The sequence below is a fragment of the Natronoarchaeum sp. GCM10025321 genome (assembly GCF_042663585.1).
Taxonomy (GTDB): Archaea; Halobacteriota; Halobacteria; order Halobacteriales; family Natronoarchaeaceae; genus Natranaeroarchaeum.
Genome location: NZ_JBHTAN010000006.1, coordinates 1,423,370 through 1,445,792, shown reverse-complemented (window position 1 = coordinate 1,445,792; position 22,423 = coordinate 1,423,370). Strand labels below are relative to the sequence as shown.

The window sequence follows — 22,423 nt, the reverse complement described above, 5'->3', positions numbered from 1 at the left end:
ATACGTATACGGCGCTTCAGGTCGTCTCCCCTGCTATATATCACGGTCTTTTATATTGAATCCTCCTTCTGCCAGGCTCGATCCGAGAGTTCTCGCGTGGGACTGCGTTCTTTCTCGTTTCTTGGCAACAACCAGCAGTGTACTGGCTGTAATTTTTACAGAGGTACAGTAGTAATCCCTACCGGACGGCTGGCGTCTCGTTTCGTATACAGTATACGTATACACTATTCGTCTCGGAACACATCCGTCTATTCTTTCGTCGAAATATTATGTATCGTGTAGCAGTACGCTCGATTACGGTCCTTCGCCAGTCTTGAGCCGTAGATCGGATCTCGGTTTGGCTATGCACGTCAGAATGTAGCCTTCCTCCTTTTCGCTATCGGAAAGAAACATTCCTTCCATCTGTTCGACTTCGGCTTCGTCGTTGAGACATATTGCCGAACAAACGCCACAGACGCCCATCCGGCACTGGTAGGGCATGTCAATCCCCGCTTCCTCTGCGGCTTCGAGGATCGGCTTGTTTGCGGGAACCTCGATGCTGCGCCCTTCGTCGACGAACTCGACAGTGTAGCTTTCCACCATGGATCACTGATCTGTCGACCGTTCGTAGACATGCTCGACCGGTTCGAAGCCCTCGCTCTGGTAGAATGCCTCACTGTCCTCGTCACCGTGTATCACGTCGACGCGATAGAAATCAACGTCTTTCGACGAGTTGGTGAACCAGGTGTGGGCCGTTTCGAGCATCGCCTTGCCCACTCCTTCTCCGCGGTGTTCCTCGGAGACGAAGTGCCCGTTGATGTAGCCGTGGTTCTGGAGACGGAAGATCGGATGATTCCCCATGACGCGTGCTTCGAGGACTCCAACTAGCGCGTCCGACTCCTCGTGTTCGGCGACGACGACCGTTCCGTACTCCGAGTCGAGAAGTTGATTCTCGAAGTACTGTAGCCAGCGCTCGTCGGCGCTCTCGTTGTGCTGGTACCGATCGTCGTACTCCGAGAGATGTTCGGTGAACCCGTGCCAGAGATCAAGCAGTTCCTCACCGTCAGCGGTCGTTGCATGTCGTATACTATACGTCATGTACTATCCTGGGGGGTGGATTACCAAAAAAGGTCGTGTTGCAGACACCGGGGACCCAGCGAACGTGGTGAGGCCCTCCACGAGTGGCCCAGTGTGCGGACCAGTCGATTACAGATCGAACAGTTCGATAGCGTTTTTCGAGAGAATCCGGTCGACCGTCGCGTCCGGGATCGGGAGTTCTCTGACGGCCGCTATGTTCTGCTCGATATCCGGGATCATCGGGCCTGGCCAGTCGCTGCCGAACAACACCTGGTCATCGATGCGTTCGACCTCCGGAAAGTACTCTAACAGGTTCGATGGGGGAAACGACGAGATATCCAGGCAGACGTTCTCGTGGCGCCGCAGGAGGAACCACGCTTCGTCGGTGTACATCGGCCGTCCGCCGTGAGCCATGATGATCTTCAGTTCGGGGAAATCGACCGCCACGTCGTCGATCGGCATCGGATCCGCGTACCGGGACCGGGCACCCGAGAAGATGCTCGTTCCGGTATGGACCATGACCGGGATGTCGTGCTCGACACAGCGCTCGTACAGATACTCCAGTGCTTCGAGTCCGCGCGTGTCCGGATCGGTTCGGTAATCGTTGACGTTGATACCCTGGTGGGGTGGATGAAGTTTGATGCCATCGAGTGCCAACTCGTCGAGCGCTCGGTCGACCTCCTCGTGAGGGTGGTCGGCCACCCGCGGATCGAACCCCCCGAATGCGAGTACCCGCTCCGGCGCTTCCGCGCGGAACTCGGCCGCCCACTCGTTCGTGTCGTGCGTGTATCCAAGGATCGGACTCACGTAGTTGATTATCGCTGCGGTGGCGACGCCCTGACTGTCGAGGTATTCGACGAAGGCTTCGGGCCGTCTCGCCAGATTCATCTTCCGGTCGAACTGTTTCGAGTGCTCTTTTAGCGTCGCCAGCGCGTCGGCGTTCATCCGCCAGAATGGATTCATATGAACGTGGACGTCGACAACCTCATCCGGAGCGTCGGTCTCGGCCATACAGATTATCTATTCCCTGATATAATAAATTCGGCGCAGATCACCCCCTAGATACGCCAAACGTATACAGAAAACAATTATAATGCTTCGACCATTAGAGTATATTGGACGATCAAAGCTATGCCTACCGAGAAACAGCTGAAAGAACAAGTGCAGAACGGGAAGATGATAGAGTCGACCGACGAGATGACAGAGGGTTACAAGAAGGCCCTCAAACAGATCCTGACGGTTTCGGCCGATACGGAACTGATGAGCGCGCCTGCCTACTACGAGCAGACGCTCAACGCCCCGTCCGCGGACGCCCGCGCATCGTGTATCAGCGTGATCCAGGATGAACTCGGTCACGGCCACATCGCCTACCGAATGCTAGAGGACCTCGGCGAGGACCGCGAAGAGCTCATCTACGACCGCGAACCCCACGAGTTCCGAAACACCTACGGGTTCGACCAGCACATCGACAACTTCGCGGAGCTCGTTAGCGCTCACGGGATGTTCGACCGCGCCGGCATCGTTCTGCTCAGCGATATCCACGAGAACACTTCCTACGCGCCGTGGAAGCGCGCGCTGACGAAAGTCAACAAGGAAGAACAGTTCCACCTGCGCCACGGCGAGACGTGGATGCGCCGCCTGGCCAACAAAGACGACAACACCAAGCAGAAACTGCAGGAGGCCATCGACTGGATGTTCCCGATGGCTGTCGAGTGGTTCGGCCTTCCGGACGACAAGAAGCAACACGACGACCAGCTAGAGTATCGGATCAAGGGCAAAACCAACGACGAACTGCGACAGGACTGGATCGACCGGGCAATGCCCCTTATGGAGGAACTCGACCTCGACGTGCCAGCCCACTACGACGATGACGCCGAGGAGTACGTCCTCGATTACGATCTTCCGGTCGCGTTCGACGAGGAGAACAAAGAGTGGCTGTTCGACGAGCCGATCTCGTGGTCGGACGTCATGGACCGCTGGCGCTCCCGTGGCCCGGCCAACGAAAAGTACGTCAACCTGATCCAGTCCGAGAATATCGACGTCGGAGTGTGACGATGGGAAGCGTAACAACGAACTCGAACGGTTCGACTGGCCCGGGATCTAACAGCGAGTACATCGAGCGACAACGGGCCGATGCGACCCCCTTCGAGGAGAAACTGTGGGAGACGATCGACGAGATCCCTGATCCACATATTCCGGTGAGTCTCGTCGAGATGGCGATGATCTACGACGTCGAAGCCGACGATGGGGACGTCACCGTAGAGATGACGTATCCGTGTATGGGTTGTCCGGCCTACGACATGATCCAGAACGATATCCGTAGCTGTCTGACGGTGATGGACGGCGTCGATACCGTCGAGGTCGAGGTCGTCTGGGACCCGGTCTGGTCGAAAGACATGCTTACGACCGAGGTCAGACAGAAAATGCACGAAGCGGGGATCAGCCTGTAATCAGAGATGAGAGTATCATGAAATTCGAAGTATTCGCACGGATCAACCAAGGTGACGATACCAAACATATCGGTAACGTGACTGCACAGAACGAGCGATTAGCCAAAATGTACGCACACAACACGTTCAACGAGGAAGACTGGGACTATCTGGCGGTGGTCCGCAGGGACAACCTGATCGAAGTCACGGGAGAAAAGCCGATACCTGGGGTGGGCTCCCATGAGTGATTGGCCCGAACCGGCAGTCGACTACGTCCAGGCGGCCTCGGATACGAAGCTAATCCTGGGGCACCGATACGCACAGTGGAGCCTCGCGGGCCCCTCGCTCGAAGACGATATCGGCGGTGCCAGCGCGTCACAGGAAGAGATCGGCCACGTTCGCCAGTTAGCTCGTAAACTGCAGGAGCAGGGCCGGGATCTGGACTGGATCCGCGGCGACCGAGAGCCAGAGGAGTTCAACAACGCGGCGTGTATCGACGAGATCGATGGCGACTGGGCCGAGTACATCGCGTCGGTCGCGCCGGCGGATCGAGCAGCGTGGTACATGATCGACGCGATAGACCGCGACGATCTGCAGGGGATGTTCCGCAAGATGGGCGAAGACGAGTACTTCCATCTCGAATATCACGATGCGCGCCTCGAAACGCTCGCTGAAGAGCAATCGGACGTGATCCAGACTACGCTGGAGGAGACGCTTCCACAGGCACTAGCATTGATCGGTCCGGCAACTCACGACGAGGAGAACGATCCGGTGTGCAGCTCCGGATTTACCGACCGACCCGTCTCCGAGATCCGCCAGGCGTTCGCCGATCACTATCGCGAACTCTTCGCCGATACCGAGGTCTCGCTCGAAGGAGTCGACTGGGAAGCCCCCGACCCGGAGGACTGGAACGAGACGCGGCGGCGCGTCGACGGCGGATCGATTAGCGATTCGGACGTCCGAGAGCTACGCGGTGTCGAGAACGCGGAGTTTGCGATCAACTGACCACCATGAGTAACCAAGAAACAGAACTGGAGGTCGTCTGCCCGTTCTGCGAGTCGATGGATACGGAACAGGAATCCGCTTTCGGCAGCGAGATTTCCAAAACCCAGTACTACTGTAACGGCTGTAACACAGTGTTCGAGCGGATCAAGTTCGACGGCGAAAATCCGGATACGGGACGGTAGCAACGCACCGGCCGGGAAACGCTTCGCGACCAGCGTAGCTACAGCAGTGTGATTCGCTCTGTGTCGGGCGATTTCGGTCGATCAGGAAAGTTACTTATAGTTGGGTGTCAATGGATGGTTTGTATGCCACTCAAACCCTTCGACGAGCTAGACCTAGAGTATTTCACCACCAATACGGAGGACCACGTCGGTGTTCTCCGTCTCGACCGTCCGCCAGCAAACGCACACAACATCGACGTCCTCCTCGAACTGCAGCGCGCTGTCGAGGCGGTCCGCTTCGACGACGAAGTACGATGTGCAGTGTTCGGGAGCGAGAACGAGCGGTTCTTCTCTACGGGGTTCGACATTCAGGAACTTCAGGACGAACCAGCCCATCAGATCGGCTACGCGAGCCAGACGAGCAAAGAGATCATCATGAAAATGCGGACAACAGATACCATTTTCATCGCGATGATAAACGGTCACTGTATGGGTGGCGGCCTGGAACTCGCACTCGCGTGTGACTTCCGCTTCGTCGGTGACGATGACGACTACAACCTCGGGATGCCGGAGATCAATCTCGGCCTCATTGCGGGCGAGGCAGGGACACAGCTCCTCCCGCGGTACATTAACCGATCCGATGCACTCAAGATGCTGATAACCGGCGAGACGATCACACCTGCAGAGGCGCTGGAACGAGACGTCGTCGACGAACTTCACCCACCGGACGAGGTCGAGGACAAGGCCTTCGAGTTCGCAGAGATGATCGTTCAAAAGCCAAACCTCGCGGTCGGAAACAACAAACTGGCGGTCAACGAGGGCCTCGAGATGCCCCTCAGCGATGCGCTCGCTCACGAGCGCGAACTCCAGAACAACCTCCTCGGCTCCGACGTCGCAAAGGAGGGAACCGACGCCTTCCTCAACGACCGTGACCCCGACTTCATCGGTGTCGAACTCGGAGACGAGGAGCCAGCAGACGAGTAATTCCTGATCGTCGAGACGTTCGATTAGAGTCCGAGCGCCTCACCGGCGACGGTCGTTTTCTGTATCTCGTTCGTGCCGCCGATGATACTCAGTATTTTTGCGTCCCGATAGTACCGCTCCAGCGGAAGGTCCGTACGGTATCCCTTTCCGCCGTGGACCTGCATCGCGTTTCGGGTGACGAACTCGGCGGCCTCGCTCGCGACGTACTTCGCCTTGCTCGACTGTCGCGTCTGCGGGTTCCCGTCCGCAATCGACGCCGCGGAGCCATAGACGAGATGACGTGCGCTATCGAGTTCTGCGTCCATGTCCGCGATCAGAACCTGCACTGCCTGATACTCTCCGACGGGGTTTCCGCCCTGTTCGCGGTCGCCCGCGTACTCGATGGCGTCCTCGAACGCGGCGGTAGCGATGCCCGTTCCGATCGCTCCGAGTCCGGTCCGGGCCATGTCGATGGTCCCCATCGCGATCCGGAACCCCTGTCCGATCTCTCCGAGGAGCGCCGACGCCGGGACGCTGACACCGTCGAACGCCGAATCGCCCGTCACATGCCCTCGCATCCCCATAAACTCCTTGCGGTCGAAGGAGAACCCGTCCGCGTCGTCGACGCCCGGAACGAGAAACACGCTCACTCCGTGGCTGTCCTCCGGTGCGGGGCGCTTTCGCGCGACCACCAGATGGACATCGGCCACCCCGGCGTTCGTTCCGAACGACTTCTCCCCGGAGATGTGGAACTCGTCGTCCGCTTCTTCGGCGACAGTAGCCAGTTCTGTCGGGGAACTCCCCGCTCCCGGTTCGGTCAGCAACATTGCCCCGACTGTCTCGCCGCGAGCCATCGGTTCGAGATACTGTTTACACTGGCGTTCGGTCCCGAAGTTCGCAATCGGTAGTGCCGCGAAGGTGTGCCCCTGGATGCTCTCGGCGACGGCACCGCTCACCTGCGCGATCCGCTCGACTGCGACGCAGTACGAAAGGAAGTCCGATCCCTGCCCACCGTACTCCTCCGGAAGCAAGATTCCCAGGAGTCCGCGCTCGCCCGCCGCTTCCATGACGTCGCGGGGGAACTCGTCGTCGTCTTCGATCTCCTGTGCCCGTGGCTCGACGACTTCGGTCGCGAACTGATCGGCTCGATCCCGGAACTCGCGGTGCTCCTCGGTGAGCACACTCTCTATCAGGCTCATATACTGCAATACGCACAGTACGGTCACATAAGTGTCCCGGCAACACCTCGGACGACCGAAAAAGAACCATCGGACCGACGCGACCTCAGCCCAGGTTTATGTTGACGTTTTTCGTCTGCGTGTACTCGTGGAGTGCCTCGGTCCCCTGCTCGCGTCCGCTGCCGCTCTCTTTGAACCCTCCAAAGGGTGTCTGGGGCTGTGTGACCGGGAACTCGTTGATGGTGACCATCCCGTAGTCGAGATACTCCGCGGTCGTGTGTGCGGTCTCGAGATCGTTCGTCCAGATCCCCGCCATGAGACCGTAGGGCGAGTCGTTCGCGATTTCGATCGCCTCCTCGCGGTCGGAGAACTTGATAACGGAGAGCACCGGCCCGAATATCTCCTCGCGGGCGATGGCCATGTCGTTCTCGACGTCGGTGAAGACGGTCGGTTCGACGAAGTACCCCTCCTGCTTGTCCTCGGGAACCTTGCCGCCCGTCGCGACGGTCGCGCCGTCCGCCTTCCCGCTCTCGATGTATTCCAGGACCTCGGACTGCTGGGATTCGTCGACCACCGGACCCATCCGTCCGTCGTCGTCGATGCCGCTCCCGAGCGGCGTCGATTCCGCCCCTTCGACGACCCTCTCGACGACCTCGTCGTGGACGTCCTCGTGGACTAACAGTCGCGATCCGGCCCAGCACATCTGGCCGGCATTCATGAAGATACCGTAGTGAACGCCGCTGGCGGCGGCATCGAGATCCGCGTCCGGGAAGACGATGTTCGGTCCCTTTCCGCCGAGTTCGAGGGTGACACCCGTGACGTTCTGGGCTGCGTTCTCCATGACGCCCTTGCCGACGCCGGTCGATCCGGTGAAGGCGATGTGTTCCACGTCGGAATGTTCGACGAGCGCGTTACCGGCAGTGCTGCCCCGACCGGGAACGACGTTCATTACACCGTCGGGAAGCCCGGCTTCTTCGGCGGCGACCGCGTAGTAGAGAGCCGACAGCGGGGTCACGCTCGACGGTTTGAGTACCGCTGTGTTACCGCAGGCCAGCGCCGGAGCGAGGCTGCGTCCGGCCAGCTGGAAGGGATAGTTCCACGGGATGACGTGCCCGGTGACGCCGAGGGGTTCGCGTACGGTGTAGTTGAACCGATTGCCGGGGACCGGGACCTCGTCGCCCTGGATCTTATCGGCCCAGCCTGCGTAGTATCGGAACGTATCGATCACCATATCGACGTCGAGGGTCGCCTCGAACGGCGTCTTGCCGTTGTCGTGGGACTCGACGAGGACGATCTCGTCTTTCCGGTCTTCGATGGCGTCGGCCATCGCGTTCAGATGCTGTCCCCGCTCGCGCGGATCCATCGATCGCCACTCCGAATCCCGATCAGCCGCTCTATTGGCAGCTACGACAGCACTATCGACGTCCTCGGGGGACGCCTGTGCAAGCGTCGCGTAGACATCTTCGGTCGCTGGATCGACGGTTTCGATCGTCTCTCCGCTTTCGGAATCGGTCCACTCGCCGTCTATATACAGCTCTGTCGGCCCTGAATAGCTCATGCTTATTGATGTTGATTGTGTGCCCAAAAAAGACTTCGGACCCTGGCAACCGGGCAGCGGCCGGAAAGCCCACTGCAGACTGGGCGTAAGATCACGTCACGCTGACCCACACCTGTGGGTTTTTTAGGTATCCACGGCAATCTGGGGTGTATGAGAGATGCCTACGTGGTCGGTGCCGGACAGTCGTCGTTCGGCTCGTTTCCAGAGGAGACGTACCAGTCGCTGTTCGACTCCGCCTACGAGCGGGCCCGCGCGAGCGTCGACGGAACGATCTCTCCAGACGATATCGATGAAGCGTTTCTCGGAACGCTCGGTGTCGGCGGGCGACAGATCGGTCTGAGCGGCCCCGCGGCCACGGAGTACGTCGGCCTGCACGGGATTCCGACGACTCGGGTCGAAAACGCCTGCGCGGCGAGTAGTTTCGCGTTTCGACAGGCCGTCGCCGCGGTCCGATCGGGGATGGTCGACGTGGCGCTCGCTGGCGGCTTCGAGGTGATGACCGACACGAGTTCCGACAACACTCGCTGGTGGCTGGGCGTCAGCGGTGAGATGGAGTGGGAGCGCATGAGCGGGACGACGTTTGCGGGCGTGTACGCCCAGATGGCCAGCGCCTACCTGCAGAAGTACGACGCGGAGGTGGAGGACCTCGGCCGCGTCGCGGTCAAGAACCACTCCAACGGGGCGAAAAACCCGAAGGCGCATCTCGGATTCGAGTGTTCGCTCGAAGATGCCGTCAACGCGCCGATGGTGGCGGATCCGCTCAACCTCTATCACTGCTGTCCGACCACCGACGGCGCGAGTGCCGTTCTCGTCGCCAGCGAGGAAGTCGCTCGCGAGACGAGCGATCCGATGGTTCGGGTGGCCGGTGCAGGTGCGTCGAGCGGTCGGGTCGGACTGTTCCAGCGCGACACACTGACGAGCATTCCGGCGTCGGTCCGGGCCGGGGAATCGGCCTACGACGAAGCCGGGATCGGCCCGGAGGATCTGGACTTCGCGGAGGTGCACGACTGTTTCGCAATCGCCGAACTAGTCGCCTACGAGGATCTCGGTTTCTGTGAGCGTGGAGAGGCCAAACGGCTCCTGCGCGACGGCGTCGTGGATCCGGACGGCGACCTCCCGACGAACACGAGCGGCGGTCTCAAATCGAAGGGCCATCCCATCGGGGCTACCGGAACGGGTCAGATCGCCGAAGCATTCGATCAACTCCGCGGCGACGCACACGTCCAGGTCGACGAGCCGAACTACGGACTCACCCACAACGTCGGCGGCAGCGGCGGTGGCGTCGCGGTTCACGTCTTCGAGCGTGAGGAGGTGGATAGATGAGGGGACTCACCGCGGCGGGACTCTACCTCCCGCGATACCGTCTCTCGGCCGAGGAACTCGAAGACGCGTGGGGAACCACACACGCGACCGGCATCGATCAAAAGGCTGTCCCGAACGCCGACGAGGATGCGCTGACGATGGCAACGGCGGCGAGCGAGCGCGCGCTCGGTGCCGCGGAGGTCGGTCGCGACTCGATCTCGCTTCTCGCTGTGGCGACGACGACGCCGCCGCTGGAGGAGAGTGACGTCACCGGCCGACTCGTCCGGACGCTGGGGCTGTCGACCGACGTCCGGACCGTCGCGAGCACCCAGCACACTGCAGCGGGGGCGGATGTGCTCGCCAGTGCGCTCGACGCCGACGGCCCCGCGCTGGTCGCCGTCGCCGACTGCCCCGAGGGGGAACCGGCTGACGAGGATCACTCGCTCGGCGCGGGTGCCGCCGCGTTCGTCGTGGACGAGGACCCGGCCGTCGAGATTCGTGAGATCGGCTGGCACGCCGACGAAGCACCCGGGGTTCGGTTCCGGCGGCGCGGCGAGGGGGCCGTCGAATCGCTGGGGATCACGACGTTCGAGCGAGACGTCGTCAGAGACGCGATTACCGGTGCGGCCGCGGATCTCGACGGCGTCGACTCCGTCGACCGCGCGGCAGTCCACCAGCCCAACGGAAAACTGCCGTACCGTATCGTCGGTGATCTACCGGTCGACAACGAGGCGGTCCACGCCGGCATGGTCGTCGATCGGATCGGCGACGCCGGCGCGGCCACCGTGCCGATCGGCCTTCTCTCTGCGCTCGCGGCGGCCGACGGCGAACGGTCCCTCGCCGCGTTCTTCGGCGGCGGCACCGCCGCGGCGTTCGTCTGCGAGGGCGGACTCCCAGTGGCCGGCATCGACGACCTGGAAGACGGGACCGAACTCTCCTACGCCGACTACCTCCGCGAACGCGGCTACGTCGTCTCCGGCGAGGTCGCCGGCGGTGGAGCCAACGTCAGTCTCCCGAACTGGCGGCGCTCGCTCGACCAGCGCTACCGTCTCGTTGCCGGGCGGTGTCCCGAGTGTGGGGCCGTCTCGTTCCCGCCGGACGGCGCCTGCCAGTCCTGTCACGCTCGCGTCGATTTCGAGCGGTTCGAGGCGTCTCAGCGCGGGACGATTCTGGCACTGACGACGATCGGTCAGGGCGGCGCACCGCCGGAGTTCGCAGAACAGCAACAGCGCGACGGAGCCTACGGCGTCGCAATCGTCGAACTGGGCGACGGGCGAGACGCGATCCAGCTCCCCGGCCAACTCACGGATGCCGACCTCGACGACGCATCCGTCGGTGACGAGGTCCGGGCGACGATACGGCGGATCTACGTGCAGGAAGGGATCCCACGCTACGGCGTCAAGTTCACGCTGGATGGGTAGTCGGCGACCGCTGTCCTGTACCGGACCGGATCCGCTTCGATCCGTTCGACGACCCCGAGGGCGGCAAGCCGGTCCAGATGCGCCGCCGCTTCGCCCGCTCCGAACTTCGCGTGGATGCCGTTCATCTCTCCGAAGAGTTCGCGAGCGACGGTCCAGGCCGTCGGTTCGTTGGTCGTAGCGACTACGTCGTACGCGTCTTTCGCTCGCTGGTGGTGGTGTTCTCGCACTGCTTTGATGGCCGCGTCCACGTCCATCGTCGTCCCGTGACCTGGCTCGCCGGTTCGGCCCGCTGCGATGGTCTCGACCCGCTCCAGCGACGAGAGGTACGTCGCCAGCGGATCGTCGAGGCGCGTGTCGCTTCCCCCGACGTTCGGCGTGTACGTCGGAAGGAGCACATCGCCCAGAAAGAGGGTCTCTGCCGTCGCAAACGACACGTGGCCCTTCGTGTGACCGGGTGTGTGGACGACTTCGATTCCGGCGATCCGGTCACCCTCCTCGTGTGCCTGTACCGGGTACGTATCGGGTAACGGTGACGGGGCGTCGCGGTCGAGCAAGGCCTCGCGGATCCGCTCGGGAACGCCCCAGCGGCCGAGGATGCTGGCATCGCGCCGTAATCGGCGCTGTCGTGCTTCAGTATAATCACCGACCAGGTGCGCGTCGCCCTCGTGGAGGTGTATCGACGCGTTCGCCCGGTCGGCCAATCGGCAGGCGAGTCCAGCGTGATCGGCGTGCCAGTGAGTCACCAGCACGTGATCGATCCCCTGCACAGATATCTCCGTACGCTCTATTCCGTCACGGAGCGCACTCCACGAGCTATCGGTCGGCGGTCCGGGATCGATGACGACGCCGCTGTCCGGCACGACGTACGCGCTGTTGACTCCCTCCGGAGTCCCCCGGCCAACTGGGATCCTGACGAAGTCACTCATCATTTCCTCCAGCATGGGTTAGCTGGTTCCAGCGTTCTCTGGCCGCCTCTCGGATGTTCTCCGGATACGAGGACTCGAAGGTGACACGCGGTGCGATATACTCTTCGTCCCACCGCGGATCCCACGTTGCGTTGATGTACAGGCGAGTTCCGGTCTCCCCGTCACGTCGATAGCGGGGTGCAGACGCGCTCGGGGCGTTCGGTTCGCTGAACGTCCAGTCGTTCGCCGGATGTGCTTTTACCCACATATCGTCGAGTGCGCGCGCCAGATTCGTCGGGTCCGCCTGTTCGTCTAACACCAGTACCTTGTCGAACAGCCGGGAGAACGAAAACAGGGTATTCGCCAGTTGCCACTCGAAACCGGCGTACAGGATCTCGCTCGAAACGATGCAGAGCCCAAGACGTGCCTCGAACGGCAGCCGTATCCAGTTGACCGGCGAGACGCCCCAATAGCTGTTCACTCTGCGATAGAGCTCCGCCGATTCGACGAGACTCGTCAGTAGTACGTCGTCGGTCAACGGGCTGCCGAGCGGAGTAAACGGTACGATCGGGTCCTCTCGGAGTGCGCTCCGCTCGATATCGATTTCGATGGTGGTCACGTCGCAGGTTCGTTCCCACGCGGCCTCGGGTCCGCCCACGTCGCCCTCCACATCTCGAACCTCGCCCGTGAACCGAGCCTCGACGGCTGCTGGGACGACAACTGAATCCGCTTCCGCCAGCGAGATGTCCGAGAGGCCTGCCGCCAGTTCGGGGACCTCCGGCGTCGCTCGCTCGCCAGTCCAGCCCTCTGCGGCAGCTATCAGTGCACTACCCGAGACCCCCAGCAGAATCATCGCTTCGGTACCGTTAGCGTACCAATCGGCGAACGCTTCCGGAACAGATAGCCGCATTCCTGTGGTGTGTTGTACTCGTCCCCGTACCGGGGCCCACGTGGACGTCCCGTCACGTTCGGCGGCGATCAGTCCGAGCGTGACCAGGGGGCGCTCTCCCCGTGTGATCGACGGCAGACCGAGCGAGTACAGATCCGTTTCGGTTCTGTGCCCCGCTGGCTCTCCGAGGTCGCTTCCATCTATCGGCTCCGGCTCGGACTCGGCGAGATGATCGAGCAGTTCGATATACTGACAGTCCGGCCCGAGTCCAAGTGCAGTACTGACCCGTCTCCAGGACGACTGGTCGTGTTCGACGAGCTGGTCCGGTCCGGCATAGGCACCGCTCGCGAACCGGACCTTCCCGGGCGTCTCCTCGAACAGGACCGCTGGACAACTGTTTTTGACCGCCTCGCTGGCGACCGACGCGGCGGCTCCGTCCCAGTGTGTTGGGTCCGTGACACGTACGAGGTCTTCCTGGGACTCCAGTTCGTCGAGGAGGGTTCTGAACGTCATCATTGGTCGTCACCTCCGGGATACACGAACGGGAGTTGCTCCGGATCGACCCCCGCCTGTTCGAGGGTTTCTTGAGCAGCGTGTCGGCGTTCGACCTTATCCGTGACCCCGTCTGCTGGTTCCTCTCCGCCGCGCGTCGCGTCGATATACGCCTTTGCGGTCTTTGCTTTGGAGGTCCCCGTCTGTATATCGCCCTTCTCGCTTGGTGTCTGGTATATGTTGAGCGGGACTTTCGGCATCATCTCTCGTCCGAACTGATGAAAATCTTCGTCCGGGTCGGCATGCAAGGAGAGCGCCTCTAACACGTCCCGCTGATTCAGCGGATTGACGTCGGCGTCGACGAACACGAAAAAGTCGACGTGGAGCATCCCCCACGTAGTAAAGATGAAGTTCGCGAGTTCGTGTAGGCGCCCGGGATCGGCCGTCTCCATCGACACCACGTACACGGTTCGTGGGGAAGACGTCCAGGGTGCACAGCATTTCACGTCGAACCCCGCCATACGGAGACCGAGCGTTGCGTCGGGACCCACACAACCCACCTCCATCGAACTGGTCGAGTTCTCGGTGTAGCCGACGCCGCTCCCCTCCACGCAGAACGGAATGATCGGGTTTCGCTGGTGCGTAACGGCATCGACGCGCAGCGCCGGCATCGATCTGCGCGGCCCATGCATGTAGCCGAAGTAATCCCCGAACGGCCCCTCGTCTCGGCGTGCGTTCGGGAGGATCTCACCTTCGATGACGAGTTCGGCCGATGCGGGCACCATGAGATCGTTCGTCTCACAGGGAACCAACTCGATTGGCTCACCCTTCAGACCACCGGCGTACTCGACTTCACTCCGCCCGGTCGGGATCCACATAACCGACGTATACTGTACCGCGGGTTCCGCTCCGACGGCGATTGCAACGGGCATCGGTTCTTCGCGCCGTTCGTACTTGTAGTAGTACAGGTTCGGGGTTTGTTCGCCAGCGAGCAAGAGGACGCTTGCGGTCTTGCTATCGTGGATCATCGAACGATGGTAGGACCAGTCTACCCATTCCGAGTCGGGATCCGACGTTATCAGCGTGTGCAAGTTGGAATATCGTCCCCCGTCGCCCGCATGGATATAGGGCCAGGGAAAGTCCAGTAAGTCCGCGTCCTCCGTCCGGACTACTTCTTTACACAGTGCGTCGTCGGACTTGACGGTCTCCGGTTCGTACGGGTTCTTGAGTCGTCCGATAATCTCTCCGTAGAACTCGTCACAGGACAAGTTCGGCGGTAGTCCAAGGCCGGTCGCAATTCGGTCCCACGGCCGCCGCTGAGAGCCACGATACGGGTCGCCGACCAACTGCGCCCCCTCGACGTTCTCGAACAGTGGAACCGCACTGTCATGCTGGTTCGATAGCATCGTGAGGGCGCTTGCTTCCAGGTTCCAGGTGATCTCCTCCGAGATCCGATCGAGATCATCCCTTGCTTCGAGGCTCTGCAGGTATTGGCGCAGTGTCTCGACCGTCATTCTTCGTCTCGTAGTTCCATAATCAATCCGTCACGCTCTGCCTGTACTTTGAGATCGGCGTATTCCTCGACCAGATCGGGGTAGTTCTCCGCAATATATTCGAGCATGATCGATCGGCTTGCCTCCGATACCGAGTCGTACCTGCCGGCTCTCGTTAGATACTCCAGAAGAGTTTTCAGATCTTCCGACCGCGTGTTGATTATATTCGAATCCTCTTCGAGATCTCCGATTACTGATTCCAGTACCGCTGTGTCGACTCCTCCAGGTTCGGTATCCGTTTCGAGGATCTCGATGTACCACTGTTCTTCTATGTTTTCGTGGGGGCCACGAACTACCGTGAGAGGCTCCGAATCGTCTAAATCCTCTGGATCTCTACTTACTTTGGCTTGAGTACTGAAGATCTCTTTCGTGTTTTTGTCACTTATCTGCAGTTGTATCTCCCCGTCCTCGTAGTTCTCAGGCAGGTTGGTCTCGGAGGTGACGTATTCGCTGGACATACCCTCTACTCTATGTTGTCATCTTTCGCAAATAAAGACTTCCCGTATCCGGAGGACCGGTCGAACCCCTCAGAGAGTCAATCACGGCGGCGCACGAGCTCGAAATTCTCGTACGAGAGCACCGACTCACCTGCCTGGTTCGTCACCACTATCTCTTCGTGGACAACTCCCGTTTCCGAATTGCTATCTGACGGTCGGGTATCGACAACCTCGTTCGTGACAGTCAGTGTGTCTCCGGGTTCGACCGGATTGTTCCACGAAACGCTGTCTAACCCCAATCCACCGACGACCGCTCGGTCGCGACGAACCGCCTCTACGAGCAGACGAACGGAGAGACAGAGCGTGTGATAGCCGCTTGCGATGAGACCGCCGAACGGGCTTTCCCCCGTCACTTCGGTCTCCGTATGTATCTCGAGTGGGTCGTACCGCTCGGCGAACTCGACAATCTCCGATTCCGTGATGGTGGTCGAACCGCACTCCGTCGTCGTACCGGGGTCGACATCCTCGAAATAGACCGTAGTATCGCTACTGTCGTCCATGTGGGCGTAACTCGACCACAGGTAGATGTCAATTCCGTTTTACTGGCGCCGCCCGACGATATTGATTGCAACCCATCTGATCACCTCGTTCCCGTTCTGGTCGTATCCTCGGGTTTCGTTGCGTACGTAGCCCCTGTCTGCATGACTTTCCGATCGATTCGTCTCGAGAATCTCGTTTTCGACGGCTATCCTATCACCCGCCCGTACGGGGGTCGACCAATCGAGTGTCTCTAGACCAAGGGCACCCATACTCGCCGCATCGTCAAAAACTTGTCAGTGAGTAATCACATACAGATACTCGCCGTATACCACCCACTCGCGATGAGTCCGCCGAATATCGAATCTTCCGCGGCTTTTTGATCCGTATGGATCGGCTGAGGATCGTATCGCCGAGCAAACCGAATCATTTCATCTCTCGGAATCGTATATCCGCCGAGTTCCCTGATCTCTCCTTCCTGCAGGTCCTCGAAGTAGTACTGCGTTGCCATCGGTACGCGTAATTACTGGCTGGGTATAAAATTACAGACGCATCTCTACGGAGTACTTAAAAAACCGTCATGTTCAGGGTCGCACTTACGAGGTTTCGGCACGACTTTCTATGCATGAGCGGTGACTCAGAGGATCTCAAATGTAACATCTGGGATAATTCTGACTGTGTGGGAACACCGTACTGTCCCCCTCGTTGCCCTCGGTTTACTGATAAAGAGGAGGAAGCGTTGATCGCTCGCCCGTATCGTTCCGAGGATCTGGAACCGCTCGTCGATATGTACGAGGATCTTGACTCGTACAGTCGGACGATGGGGCTTCCACCGGCCGGTCGACCGCAGATCGAAAACTGGTTAGTGAATTTGATGGACCGAGGGTGGGGGCTGATAGCACTCCGTGGAGACCGTATTGTCGGCCACGTCGCCGCTACCCCGGAACAATCAGCCACCCCAGAAATAGTGATCTTCGTTCACCAGGACGTTCGGGACCGTGGCATCGGGACGGAACTGATGAAACAACTCCTCGCTTACGCCGCCGATAAAGATCACGCCGGGCTCTCACTGGAGGTCTCGAGTGGCAAAGAACGCGCTATCTCGGTCTACGAAAATATTGGCTTTGACGTCGTCGAGAGTACGTTACGTGAACTCCAGATGGAGATTTCGTTACAGAAATCTATCGCAGAGCGTGTCCAACGTCCTCCAAGCGAACGTAGCTGACACATCCGGTGATTATCTTTGTTAGAGCGTCGTGCAGCGCCGCGAATACGAAATCATCACCTCGAAAAGAGACAGACAAAAGACGTATATCGAATTGGCGTATCGACTCAGTGTCCAACTTTCACAGGGATTAGTGATTGGATCAAAGTTGGGCTCATCTATTGATGGGCGATACACAAACTCGACAATTAGCTTGTCAATTTTGGCTAATTATAATCTGAATATATAGTACTGAAAATTGATGGTAATGGTTCAGTCTTGACCATTCGATTCGTGACAGGCGAGTTCAAAAACTGATATACAACCAACTATTGCGAGACTGTGGATCACGCTGTAATCGACGAACCCGCTTTCCATGTCGGCATAATTGATTCTTACCGTCCGTTGCCGTCGATCCTCGAACTATTTTATATTTGCTCAAACCATTTTGAAATAGATTTGGTCGTTATACTGTATTTCTTTACGAGACTCGGAGAGACCGGTCGGTTGCCAATGTCATGTCTCTCTTTGTACGTTCGATCTGAAAAGTTTCGAATAAAGTTATATCCCGCTTGACCGTAGGCCCTGTCTCATATCAGATGCCCCCCTGTAATATTTATAATATATTCGAAACTACTACTAATCTATACTTTTGCTATTCTATCTTTGTAAATAAAATATCAGGAAACTTTTATATGCCTACTCTTCTCACGTCCGATCGGGTTTCGGTGACTCTTTGACCTGTCGTCGAAAATCTTCTGACGATGGGTTCTCAGGACTCAGTTACTGCCCTCGATTTCTTCGGCTCTGTCAAGCCGTGGGGACGGCTGGTGTACGATCAGATCATTATCGTCTCTATCGTCAGCATTCTGGGCGTGCTGTTCGTCTTTCCCGTTCTGACAATTGGTCCCGTCTGTCTCGCCGCTGTTGCGACTATCTCGCATTCCGTCCAGCAACGCAAAGAGATGGATTCGGTTTCGGACGAAAAACTCACGCGGATTTTTCTGGGTTCGATTCGTGATAACTTCCGTCAAGGATTACTGTTCTCGGCGCTCATTTTCGGCAGTCTCACCGTTACTATCGTCTATGTTACGCTCGCGCTTGCCAGTAATTCGTTCGTCTTCTGGATCGGGGCGGCGTTCGGGTTTTATACCCTTCTGGCCGTCATTCTGCTGACGTTCCGCACTGGACACGTTCTGGTTCGGGCGGAAGACGACCTCGGCGTCATTGACGCGACGCTGGAAGGAATTGCCGTCGCAAAGCGGGCACCCGGATACAGCGCTATCCAGTATCTCTTCAGCGCGCTACTGATCGTCGTACTGGTAGCAGTGCCCGTGTTCGGCATGGTGCTCCTGCTAGGTGCGCTTGCGTTGCTCGAACTCGTGGTGTACGAAACGATCGAAAGCGGCGGTGTAAGCGAACTATTCTCCGAGAGCGAGGACGAAGAGGAGAGCAAATAGTATATTCATTCATACATAAGTTCCCCGACATACGGCCGCGGCATTTATCACCCATTACCGCCATACATCTATCGTGCACGAATATCGGACGTACCCCTAAATATAATTGATTATGCCCGACCAACCAGTTGACATCCTCGTCGTAGACGACGAATCACGACTTGCAGATCTGTTTGCGGCCTGGCTCAAGACCGACTGGACCGTCGATACCGCGTATGACGGTGAGAGCGCTCTGGAGAAGATGGAAGACTCCGTCCAGATCGTTCTGCTTGACCGTCGGATGCCGGGGCTGTCTGGCGACGAGGTTCTCTCCGAGATCCGGGATCGCGGATACGACTGCCGCATTGTGATGGTCACGGCAGTTGACCCAGACTTCGACATCATCGAGATGGGGTTCGACGACTACCTGGTCAAGCCGGTCTCCAAAGACGAACTGATGGAGGTCGTCGACCGAATCCAGACTCGCTCGATGTACGAGGCCGATATCCAGCAGTACTACTCGCTCGTCTCCAAGAAATCGCTTCTGGAAACCGAAAAATCGGACCGGGAACTAGAAGCAAGCAACGAGTACACCGAACTCTGTAATGAAGTCGACGAACTCCGTGGAAACGTCGACGAGACAGTTTCTGACCTATCGGACCACGACGATTTCGTCGGCGCGTTTCAGGATCTCCCCGGCGAGAACTGACGGCCCCCGCCGCTCGTCCGCTTATTTATCCTTTTTCTTGGTGCCTGTTCTTAGTGCTTTCACCCGATAGCGCGTTCCACAGGTTTATATTGCATCCGCAATTTATATCCTGTAACTATCAATGGAATATTATCGGTTGCTACTGCTGTCGGTGCTGCTAACTGGCGTCGCGTTCGGCGCTGTTGGTCACGTGAATGCCACGCAGAACGGCGGCAACGCTGACCCGTTCGCGGAGGCCGGGCTAGATCAGGAGGCACAGGTGGGTGATATCGTCCTCTTGGACGGCGGCGGTTCTCGCTCGCCTGCAGGCGGTCTCGCCACCTATGAATGGCGTATCGAAACGCCCGAGGGGAATTCGCAGGTACCTTCTTGCGACGACTGCGTCCAGACGGAGTTCGTGCCCGACCGAGAAGGCGTTTACACGGTCCGGCTTACGGTCACGGACGAACATGGTCGAACTGATACCGATGCGATGTACGTCTCCGTTGGCCAGTCACCTGCACCGGCGGTGACGGTCTCTGGCAGTTCGAATCCGCTCGTCGACGACCAGATATCCTACACCGCTACTGTCGAATCTGGAACGACGCCAATAAACGGCATCGAGTGGCGCATCGATGGGGCCGTCATCGAGAGAGACCCGGAATTCGACGGAGGAACACACACGCTCGTCCGTGAGTTCTCGTCCTCCGGCGAACGCACCGTCGAGGCTACGGTATCGGACGAGGCCAACCGCTCCGCCAGTGACGACCTGACCGTCTCCGTCCGTGAGGACTCGGCCCGCCCTTCGCCGTCCGCGCCGACAGCTACTGTCGAGGGTGATCAACTGGTCACGGGCCAGCAACCCCTCGAAGGAGAGTATCGGATCGCTGGCAGCGATTCCGACGAATTCGGCTCGATCCGATGGTACGATGAGAACAATCAACTGGGTATCGGCGAGCAGATGACTGTCGATTGGGAGCCCGGTACGCATCAACTGTACGCGCTGGCGGACCACGATGGCTCGACGCGCCGTATCACGTTCTCGGACGGCGACGAGGTGGTCGCGGATCCGGTGCCCGACGTCGAGTTAGATCTGGACCGAGACGGAACCGACGTGATGGGGCAAGTTGTCGCAACCGACAAGTTCGGTTCTCTGGAGAATGTCTCCGTCTACGTCGGTGATGACCCGGTTGTGACGACGACTCTAGATCCCGCAGATAACCGATCCACCTACGAACACGAATTCTCGGCTGCTCTTCCCCGAGACGACTCCCGCACCGAGATACGTGCTGTGGCAACCGACGCGCGAGGACAGGCTACTACAGACTCAACGGACCAGGGACAGCCAGAACTGATCGACTCCGGCTTCGTTAATACGCCAGTCGATTCGTACCACGAACGACTCGACGAAGAGCGGTATACTGCCGTCCACGAGATCGAGATTGCGTTGAACGGGGAGGATCCGAGTGAAGTCCCTTCTATAGAATACCTCAAAGACAGTGGTCTAATAGAGATCAAAGAGGTACCTAACGAATATGATTCTACGACTGATACTCTTACAATCAGAACCGAATGGGCTGGGAAATATCCGAAAGATTATATTTTAGGGTTTCAAATGGGAAACAAAGCTGCTGGTTCTTCAAAATTTGAAGTGACTCCAAGCCCGCCGGAAGTCCATATCGACTTTGTCGATTCTGGCGCTGATTCGCATGACCGTGGCTACCTTGTTCAGATCGATGTAAGTGATTCATTCGATCCAGATGGTATGGGATTCAAATTCAACGTTGCAGATCGTGATCGAACTTATTCGGAGGATGATCTTATCGGCATCGAGTTCAGTGATACACCCAAACTTGTAGCATCTGACCCGATGGGAAGGTCGACGACTTATGAGCTTGATCTCTACGATTTTTATGTACCTCAAATCGACGAGATGACAGAAGTCTCAGAAGATCCATACGAATCGGGTGACGTAGTTCTAATTGATGTGCGAACCGAAGACTATCAAATTGCCTCCCCGGAGTACGATCTGAATGTCGATCTTGAAATCAAAAACGGTGAAGGAGTTATCGAGTCTTGGCGTATGGTTGATCCGGAACCGTCTGCCAAAGATACTAGCAACGTGGCACGACAGAATGCTGTCAAATACTACACCGGGCGAGTAGCTATTGATGCCGAATCCTTTACACATGGTGCTGATCCTGTAATTGTCGTTTCCAATCCGGAACGATCGGATGAAGCCTACCATTCGCGACAGATTTCGGGTATCGACGGGATCATGCCGAAACCCCGAAACGTCGAAGTCAAAAATATTGAATACACCGTCGATACGGTCATCCGTGAAGTTACAGCTACATCTCGGAACGAACGTATGAGCTTGGAGGGGGCGGGTTACAAGCTTGACTCGACTTCAACTGTTACTGAATCTGTCGAACTAGAGAAACGAGAGACAGAGACCACTTATTCTACAGAAACGCGTGAGTTCGATTCTGAATACGAACGTGATCGATTCACCACGATGCGTAGTGACTGGTCCACTGCTGGTGACGACACAAGAACAGTCATCGACAGAGTATCCGCTTGGGAAAATTCTCATTACGGTGCTGATGGTCGGTTCACTGGCCATACACGGACTATAACTAAATATCCTCACCGGTCCTCCGTCCCACGACCAAAGACAGTAACTCAATATAAATATACAAGAACAGTATCTGAGAGCAAACAGACATACGTAGCGCAATCGACAACGTCTGAAACGAACGTAAGTTGGGTAACCCAAGGAGAAACGACGGCTGTTGGTGGTGCCTATCGACGGGCCTCTCAGAGTGGTAATCTTCGTATCGGCAAAACCACAAAATCCACTACCTGGGAATTGTCAAAAGAGGTACGACACAGAACAACTGTAGCCTTATACGACGATCCGTCGTATGTCCAGGAGACTTCTGGGACAGTTCACGGTGAGCTCCTAGAATACCCGTACACTCAGCGTAGACATGGCAATACCGATTTAAAATTCGATGAATTTAGCGTAGATGCGACGGCGTCTGGATTACGCTCAGAAAATGAGCTAATAACTGCAGTTGTTGGTGAGAATGATGGATTGAACGCGGATTGCCAATCAGTCTACGAGGGGGTGTGCTAAAATGAGTCGGATTGCAAACTATGTTACAATTGCTTTGCTGATCGTATTGATTATTGTCTCGGGC

The 22,423-nt window shown here is 58.1% G+C and carries 24 protein-coding genes; 12 read left to right on the top strand and 12 right to left on the bottom strand.

Annotated features, from left to right (window positions below; all coding sequences use genetic code 11):
• Positions 1–294 precede the first annotated feature (294 nt).
• The 3 genes from ACFQL3_RS10110 to ACFQL3_RS10100 form a co-directional block, all read right to left on the bottom strand.
• Complete coding sequence (locus tag ACFQL3_RS10110) at positions 295–582, bottom strand: 2Fe-2S iron-sulfur cluster-binding protein (protein ID WP_377053860.1); 288 nt, start codon at positions 580–582, stop codon at positions 295–297.
• Positions 583–585: 3 nt separating this feature from the next.
• Positions 586–1,077 (bottom strand): GNAT family N-acetyltransferase, encoded by a 492-nt coding sequence (locus ACFQL3_RS10105; protein ID WP_377053858.1) that lies wholly within the window; start codon positions 1,075–1,077, stop codon positions 586–588.
• 108 nt (positions 1,078–1,185) lie between these two features.
• Positions 1,186–2,067, bottom strand: coding sequence for an amidohydrolase family protein (locus ACFQL3_RS10100; RefSeq protein WP_377053856.1), 882 nt, complete (start codon positions 2,065–2,067; stop codon positions 1,186–1,188).
• A 120-nt stretch (positions 2,068–2,187) separates the two neighbouring features.
• Between ACFQL3_RS10100 and ACFQL3_RS10095 the strand changes: the two genes are divergently transcribed.
• The 6 genes from ACFQL3_RS10095 to ACFQL3_RS10070 all read left to right on the top strand — a co-directional run bounded on the left by ACFQL3_RS10095 (position 2,188) and on the right by ACFQL3_RS10070 (position 5,635).
• Positions 2,188–3,108: a Phenylacetic acid catabolic protein gene (locus ACFQL3_RS10095; protein ID WP_377053854.1), complete on the top strand. Its 921-nt coding sequence runs from the start codon at positions 2,188–2,190 to the stop codon at positions 3,106–3,108.
• 2 nt (positions 3,109–3,110) lie between these two features.
• On the top strand, positions 3,111–3,506 hold the full coding sequence (locus tag ACFQL3_RS10090; RefSeq protein WP_377053852.1) for a metal-sulfur cluster assembly factor: 396 nt from the start codon (positions 3,111–3,113) through the stop codon (positions 3,504–3,506).
• 17 nt (positions 3,507–3,523) lie between these two features.
• Positions 3,524–3,733, top strand: coding sequence for a phenylacetic acid degradation PaaB family protein (locus ACFQL3_RS10085; RefSeq protein WP_377053851.1), 210 nt, complete (start codon positions 3,524–3,526; stop codon positions 3,731–3,733).
• Positions 3,726–4,490, top strand: coding sequence for a Phenylacetic acid catabolic protein (locus ACFQL3_RS10080; protein WP_377053849.1), 765 nt, complete (start codon positions 3,726–3,728; stop codon positions 4,488–4,490). Before ACFQL3_RS10085 ends, ACFQL3_RS10080 begins: the two co-directional genes overlap by 8 nt.
• A gap of 5 nt (positions 4,491–4,495) precedes the next feature.
• Positions 4,496–4,672 (top strand): hypothetical protein, encoded by a 177-nt coding sequence (locus ACFQL3_RS10075; RefSeq protein ID WP_377053847.1) that lies wholly within the window; start codon positions 4,496–4,498, stop codon positions 4,670–4,672.
• Between the two features lie 123 nt (positions 4,673–4,795).
• Positions 4,796–5,635, top strand: coding sequence for an enoyl-CoA hydratase/isomerase family protein (locus ACFQL3_RS10070; protein WP_377053845.1), 840 nt, complete (start codon positions 4,796–4,798; stop codon positions 5,633–5,635).
• Between the two features lie 23 nt (positions 5,636–5,658).
• Here the strand turns inward: ACFQL3_RS10070 and ACFQL3_RS10065 are convergent, their stop codons facing one another.
• A complete protein-coding gene (locus ACFQL3_RS10065; RefSeq protein WP_377053843.1) occupies positions 5,659–6,813 on the bottom strand; it encodes an acyl-CoA dehydrogenase family protein in 1,155 nt (384 codons plus the stop codon).
• 85 nt (positions 6,814–6,898) lie between these two features.
• A complete protein-coding gene (locus ACFQL3_RS10060) occupies positions 6,899–8,350 on the bottom strand; it encodes an aldehyde dehydrogenase family protein (RefSeq protein WP_377053841.1) in 1,452 nt (483 codons plus the stop codon).
• 150 nt (positions 8,351–8,500) lie between these two features.
• On the opposite strand from ACFQL3_RS10060, the gene ACFQL3_RS10055 reads away from it, so the two are divergent.
• A complete protein-coding gene (locus tag ACFQL3_RS10055; RefSeq protein ID WP_377053839.1) occupies positions 8,501–9,673 on the top strand; it encodes a thiolase domain-containing protein in 1,173 nt (390 codons plus the stop codon).
• Positions 9,670–11,073: a zinc ribbon domain-containing protein gene (locus tag ACFQL3_RS10050; protein ID WP_377053837.1), complete on the top strand. Its 1,404-nt coding sequence runs from the start codon at positions 9,670–9,672 to the stop codon at positions 11,071–11,073. The genes ACFQL3_RS10055 and ACFQL3_RS10050 overlap by 4 nt, the downstream gene beginning before the upstream one ends.
• On the opposite strand, the gene ACFQL3_RS10045 is transcribed toward ACFQL3_RS10050, so the two are convergent.
• The 7 genes from ACFQL3_RS10045 to ACFQL3_RS10015 form a co-directional block, all read right to left on the bottom strand.
• Complete coding sequence (locus ACFQL3_RS10045; protein WP_377053835.1) at positions 11,043–11,999, bottom strand: MBL fold metallo-hydrolase; 957 nt, start codon at positions 11,997–11,999, stop codon at positions 11,043–11,045. The genes ACFQL3_RS10050 and ACFQL3_RS10045 overlap by 31 nt on opposite strands.
• Positions 11,992–13,383 (bottom strand): UbiD family decarboxylase, encoded by a 1,392-nt coding sequence (locus ACFQL3_RS10040; RefSeq protein WP_377053833.1) that lies wholly within the window; start codon positions 13,381–13,383, stop codon positions 11,992–11,994. The genes ACFQL3_RS10045 and ACFQL3_RS10040 overlap by 8 nt, the downstream gene beginning before the upstream one ends.
• Positions 13,380–14,873 carry a UbiD family decarboxylase gene (locus ACFQL3_RS10035; protein WP_377053831.1) on the bottom strand — a complete coding sequence of 498 codons (1,494 nt, stop codon included), beginning with the start codon at positions 14,871–14,873 and terminating at the stop codon, positions 13,380–13,382. The genes ACFQL3_RS10040 and ACFQL3_RS10035 overlap by 4 nt, the downstream gene beginning before the upstream one ends.
• Positions 14,870–15,370, bottom strand: a complete 501-nt coding sequence (locus tag ACFQL3_RS10030) for a hypothetical protein (protein ID WP_377053829.1) — start codon at positions 15,368–15,370, stop codon at positions 14,870–14,872. The genes ACFQL3_RS10035 and ACFQL3_RS10030 overlap by 4 nt, the downstream gene beginning before the upstream one ends.
• 77 nt (positions 15,371–15,447) lie before the next feature.
• The gene (locus tag ACFQL3_RS10025) at positions 15,448–15,909 is read right to left on the bottom strand and encodes a MaoC/PaaZ C-terminal domain-containing protein (protein ID WP_377053827.1); all 462 of its coding nucleotides are present in this window, start codon (positions 15,907–15,909) and stop codon (positions 15,448–15,450) included.
• A gap of 39 nt (positions 15,910–15,948) precedes the next feature.
• Positions 15,949–16,158 carry a hypothetical protein gene (locus tag ACFQL3_RS10020; RefSeq protein ID WP_377053825.1) on the bottom strand — a complete coding sequence of 70 codons (210 nt, stop codon included), beginning with the start codon at positions 16,156–16,158 and terminating at the stop codon, positions 15,949–15,951.
• 35 nt (positions 16,159–16,193) lie between these two features.
• On the bottom strand, positions 16,194–16,397 hold the full coding sequence (locus tag ACFQL3_RS10015) for a MaoC/PaaZ C-terminal domain-containing protein (RefSeq protein ID WP_377053823.1): 204 nt from the start codon (positions 16,395–16,397) through the stop codon (positions 16,194–16,196).
• Between the two features lie 114 nt (positions 16,398–16,511).
• On the opposite strand from ACFQL3_RS10015, the gene ACFQL3_RS10010 reads away from it, so the two are divergent.
• From ACFQL3_RS10010 to ACFQL3_RS09995, 4 genes are all read left to right on the top strand, one after another.
• On the top strand, positions 16,512–17,111 hold the full coding sequence (locus ACFQL3_RS10010) for a GNAT family N-acetyltransferase (protein ID WP_377053821.1): 600 nt from the start codon (positions 16,512–16,514) through the stop codon (positions 17,109–17,111).
• 743 nt (positions 17,112–17,854) lie between these two features.
• The gene (locus tag ACFQL3_RS10005; RefSeq protein ID WP_377053819.1) at positions 17,855–18,550 is read left to right on the top strand and encodes a hypothetical protein; all 696 of its coding nucleotides are present in this window, start codon (positions 17,855–17,857) and stop codon (positions 18,548–18,550) included.
• A 112-nt stretch (positions 18,551–18,662) separates the two neighbouring features.
• A complete protein-coding gene (locus ACFQL3_RS10000) occupies positions 18,663–19,238 on the top strand; it encodes a HalX domain-containing protein (RefSeq protein WP_377053817.1) in 576 nt (191 codons plus the stop codon).
• A gap of 121 nt (positions 19,239–19,359) precedes the next feature.
• Complete coding sequence (locus ACFQL3_RS09995) at positions 19,360–22,359, top strand: PKD domain-containing protein (protein WP_377053815.1); 3,000 nt, start codon at positions 19,360–19,362, stop codon at positions 22,357–22,359.
• Positions 22,360–22,423 lie beyond the last annotated feature (64 nt).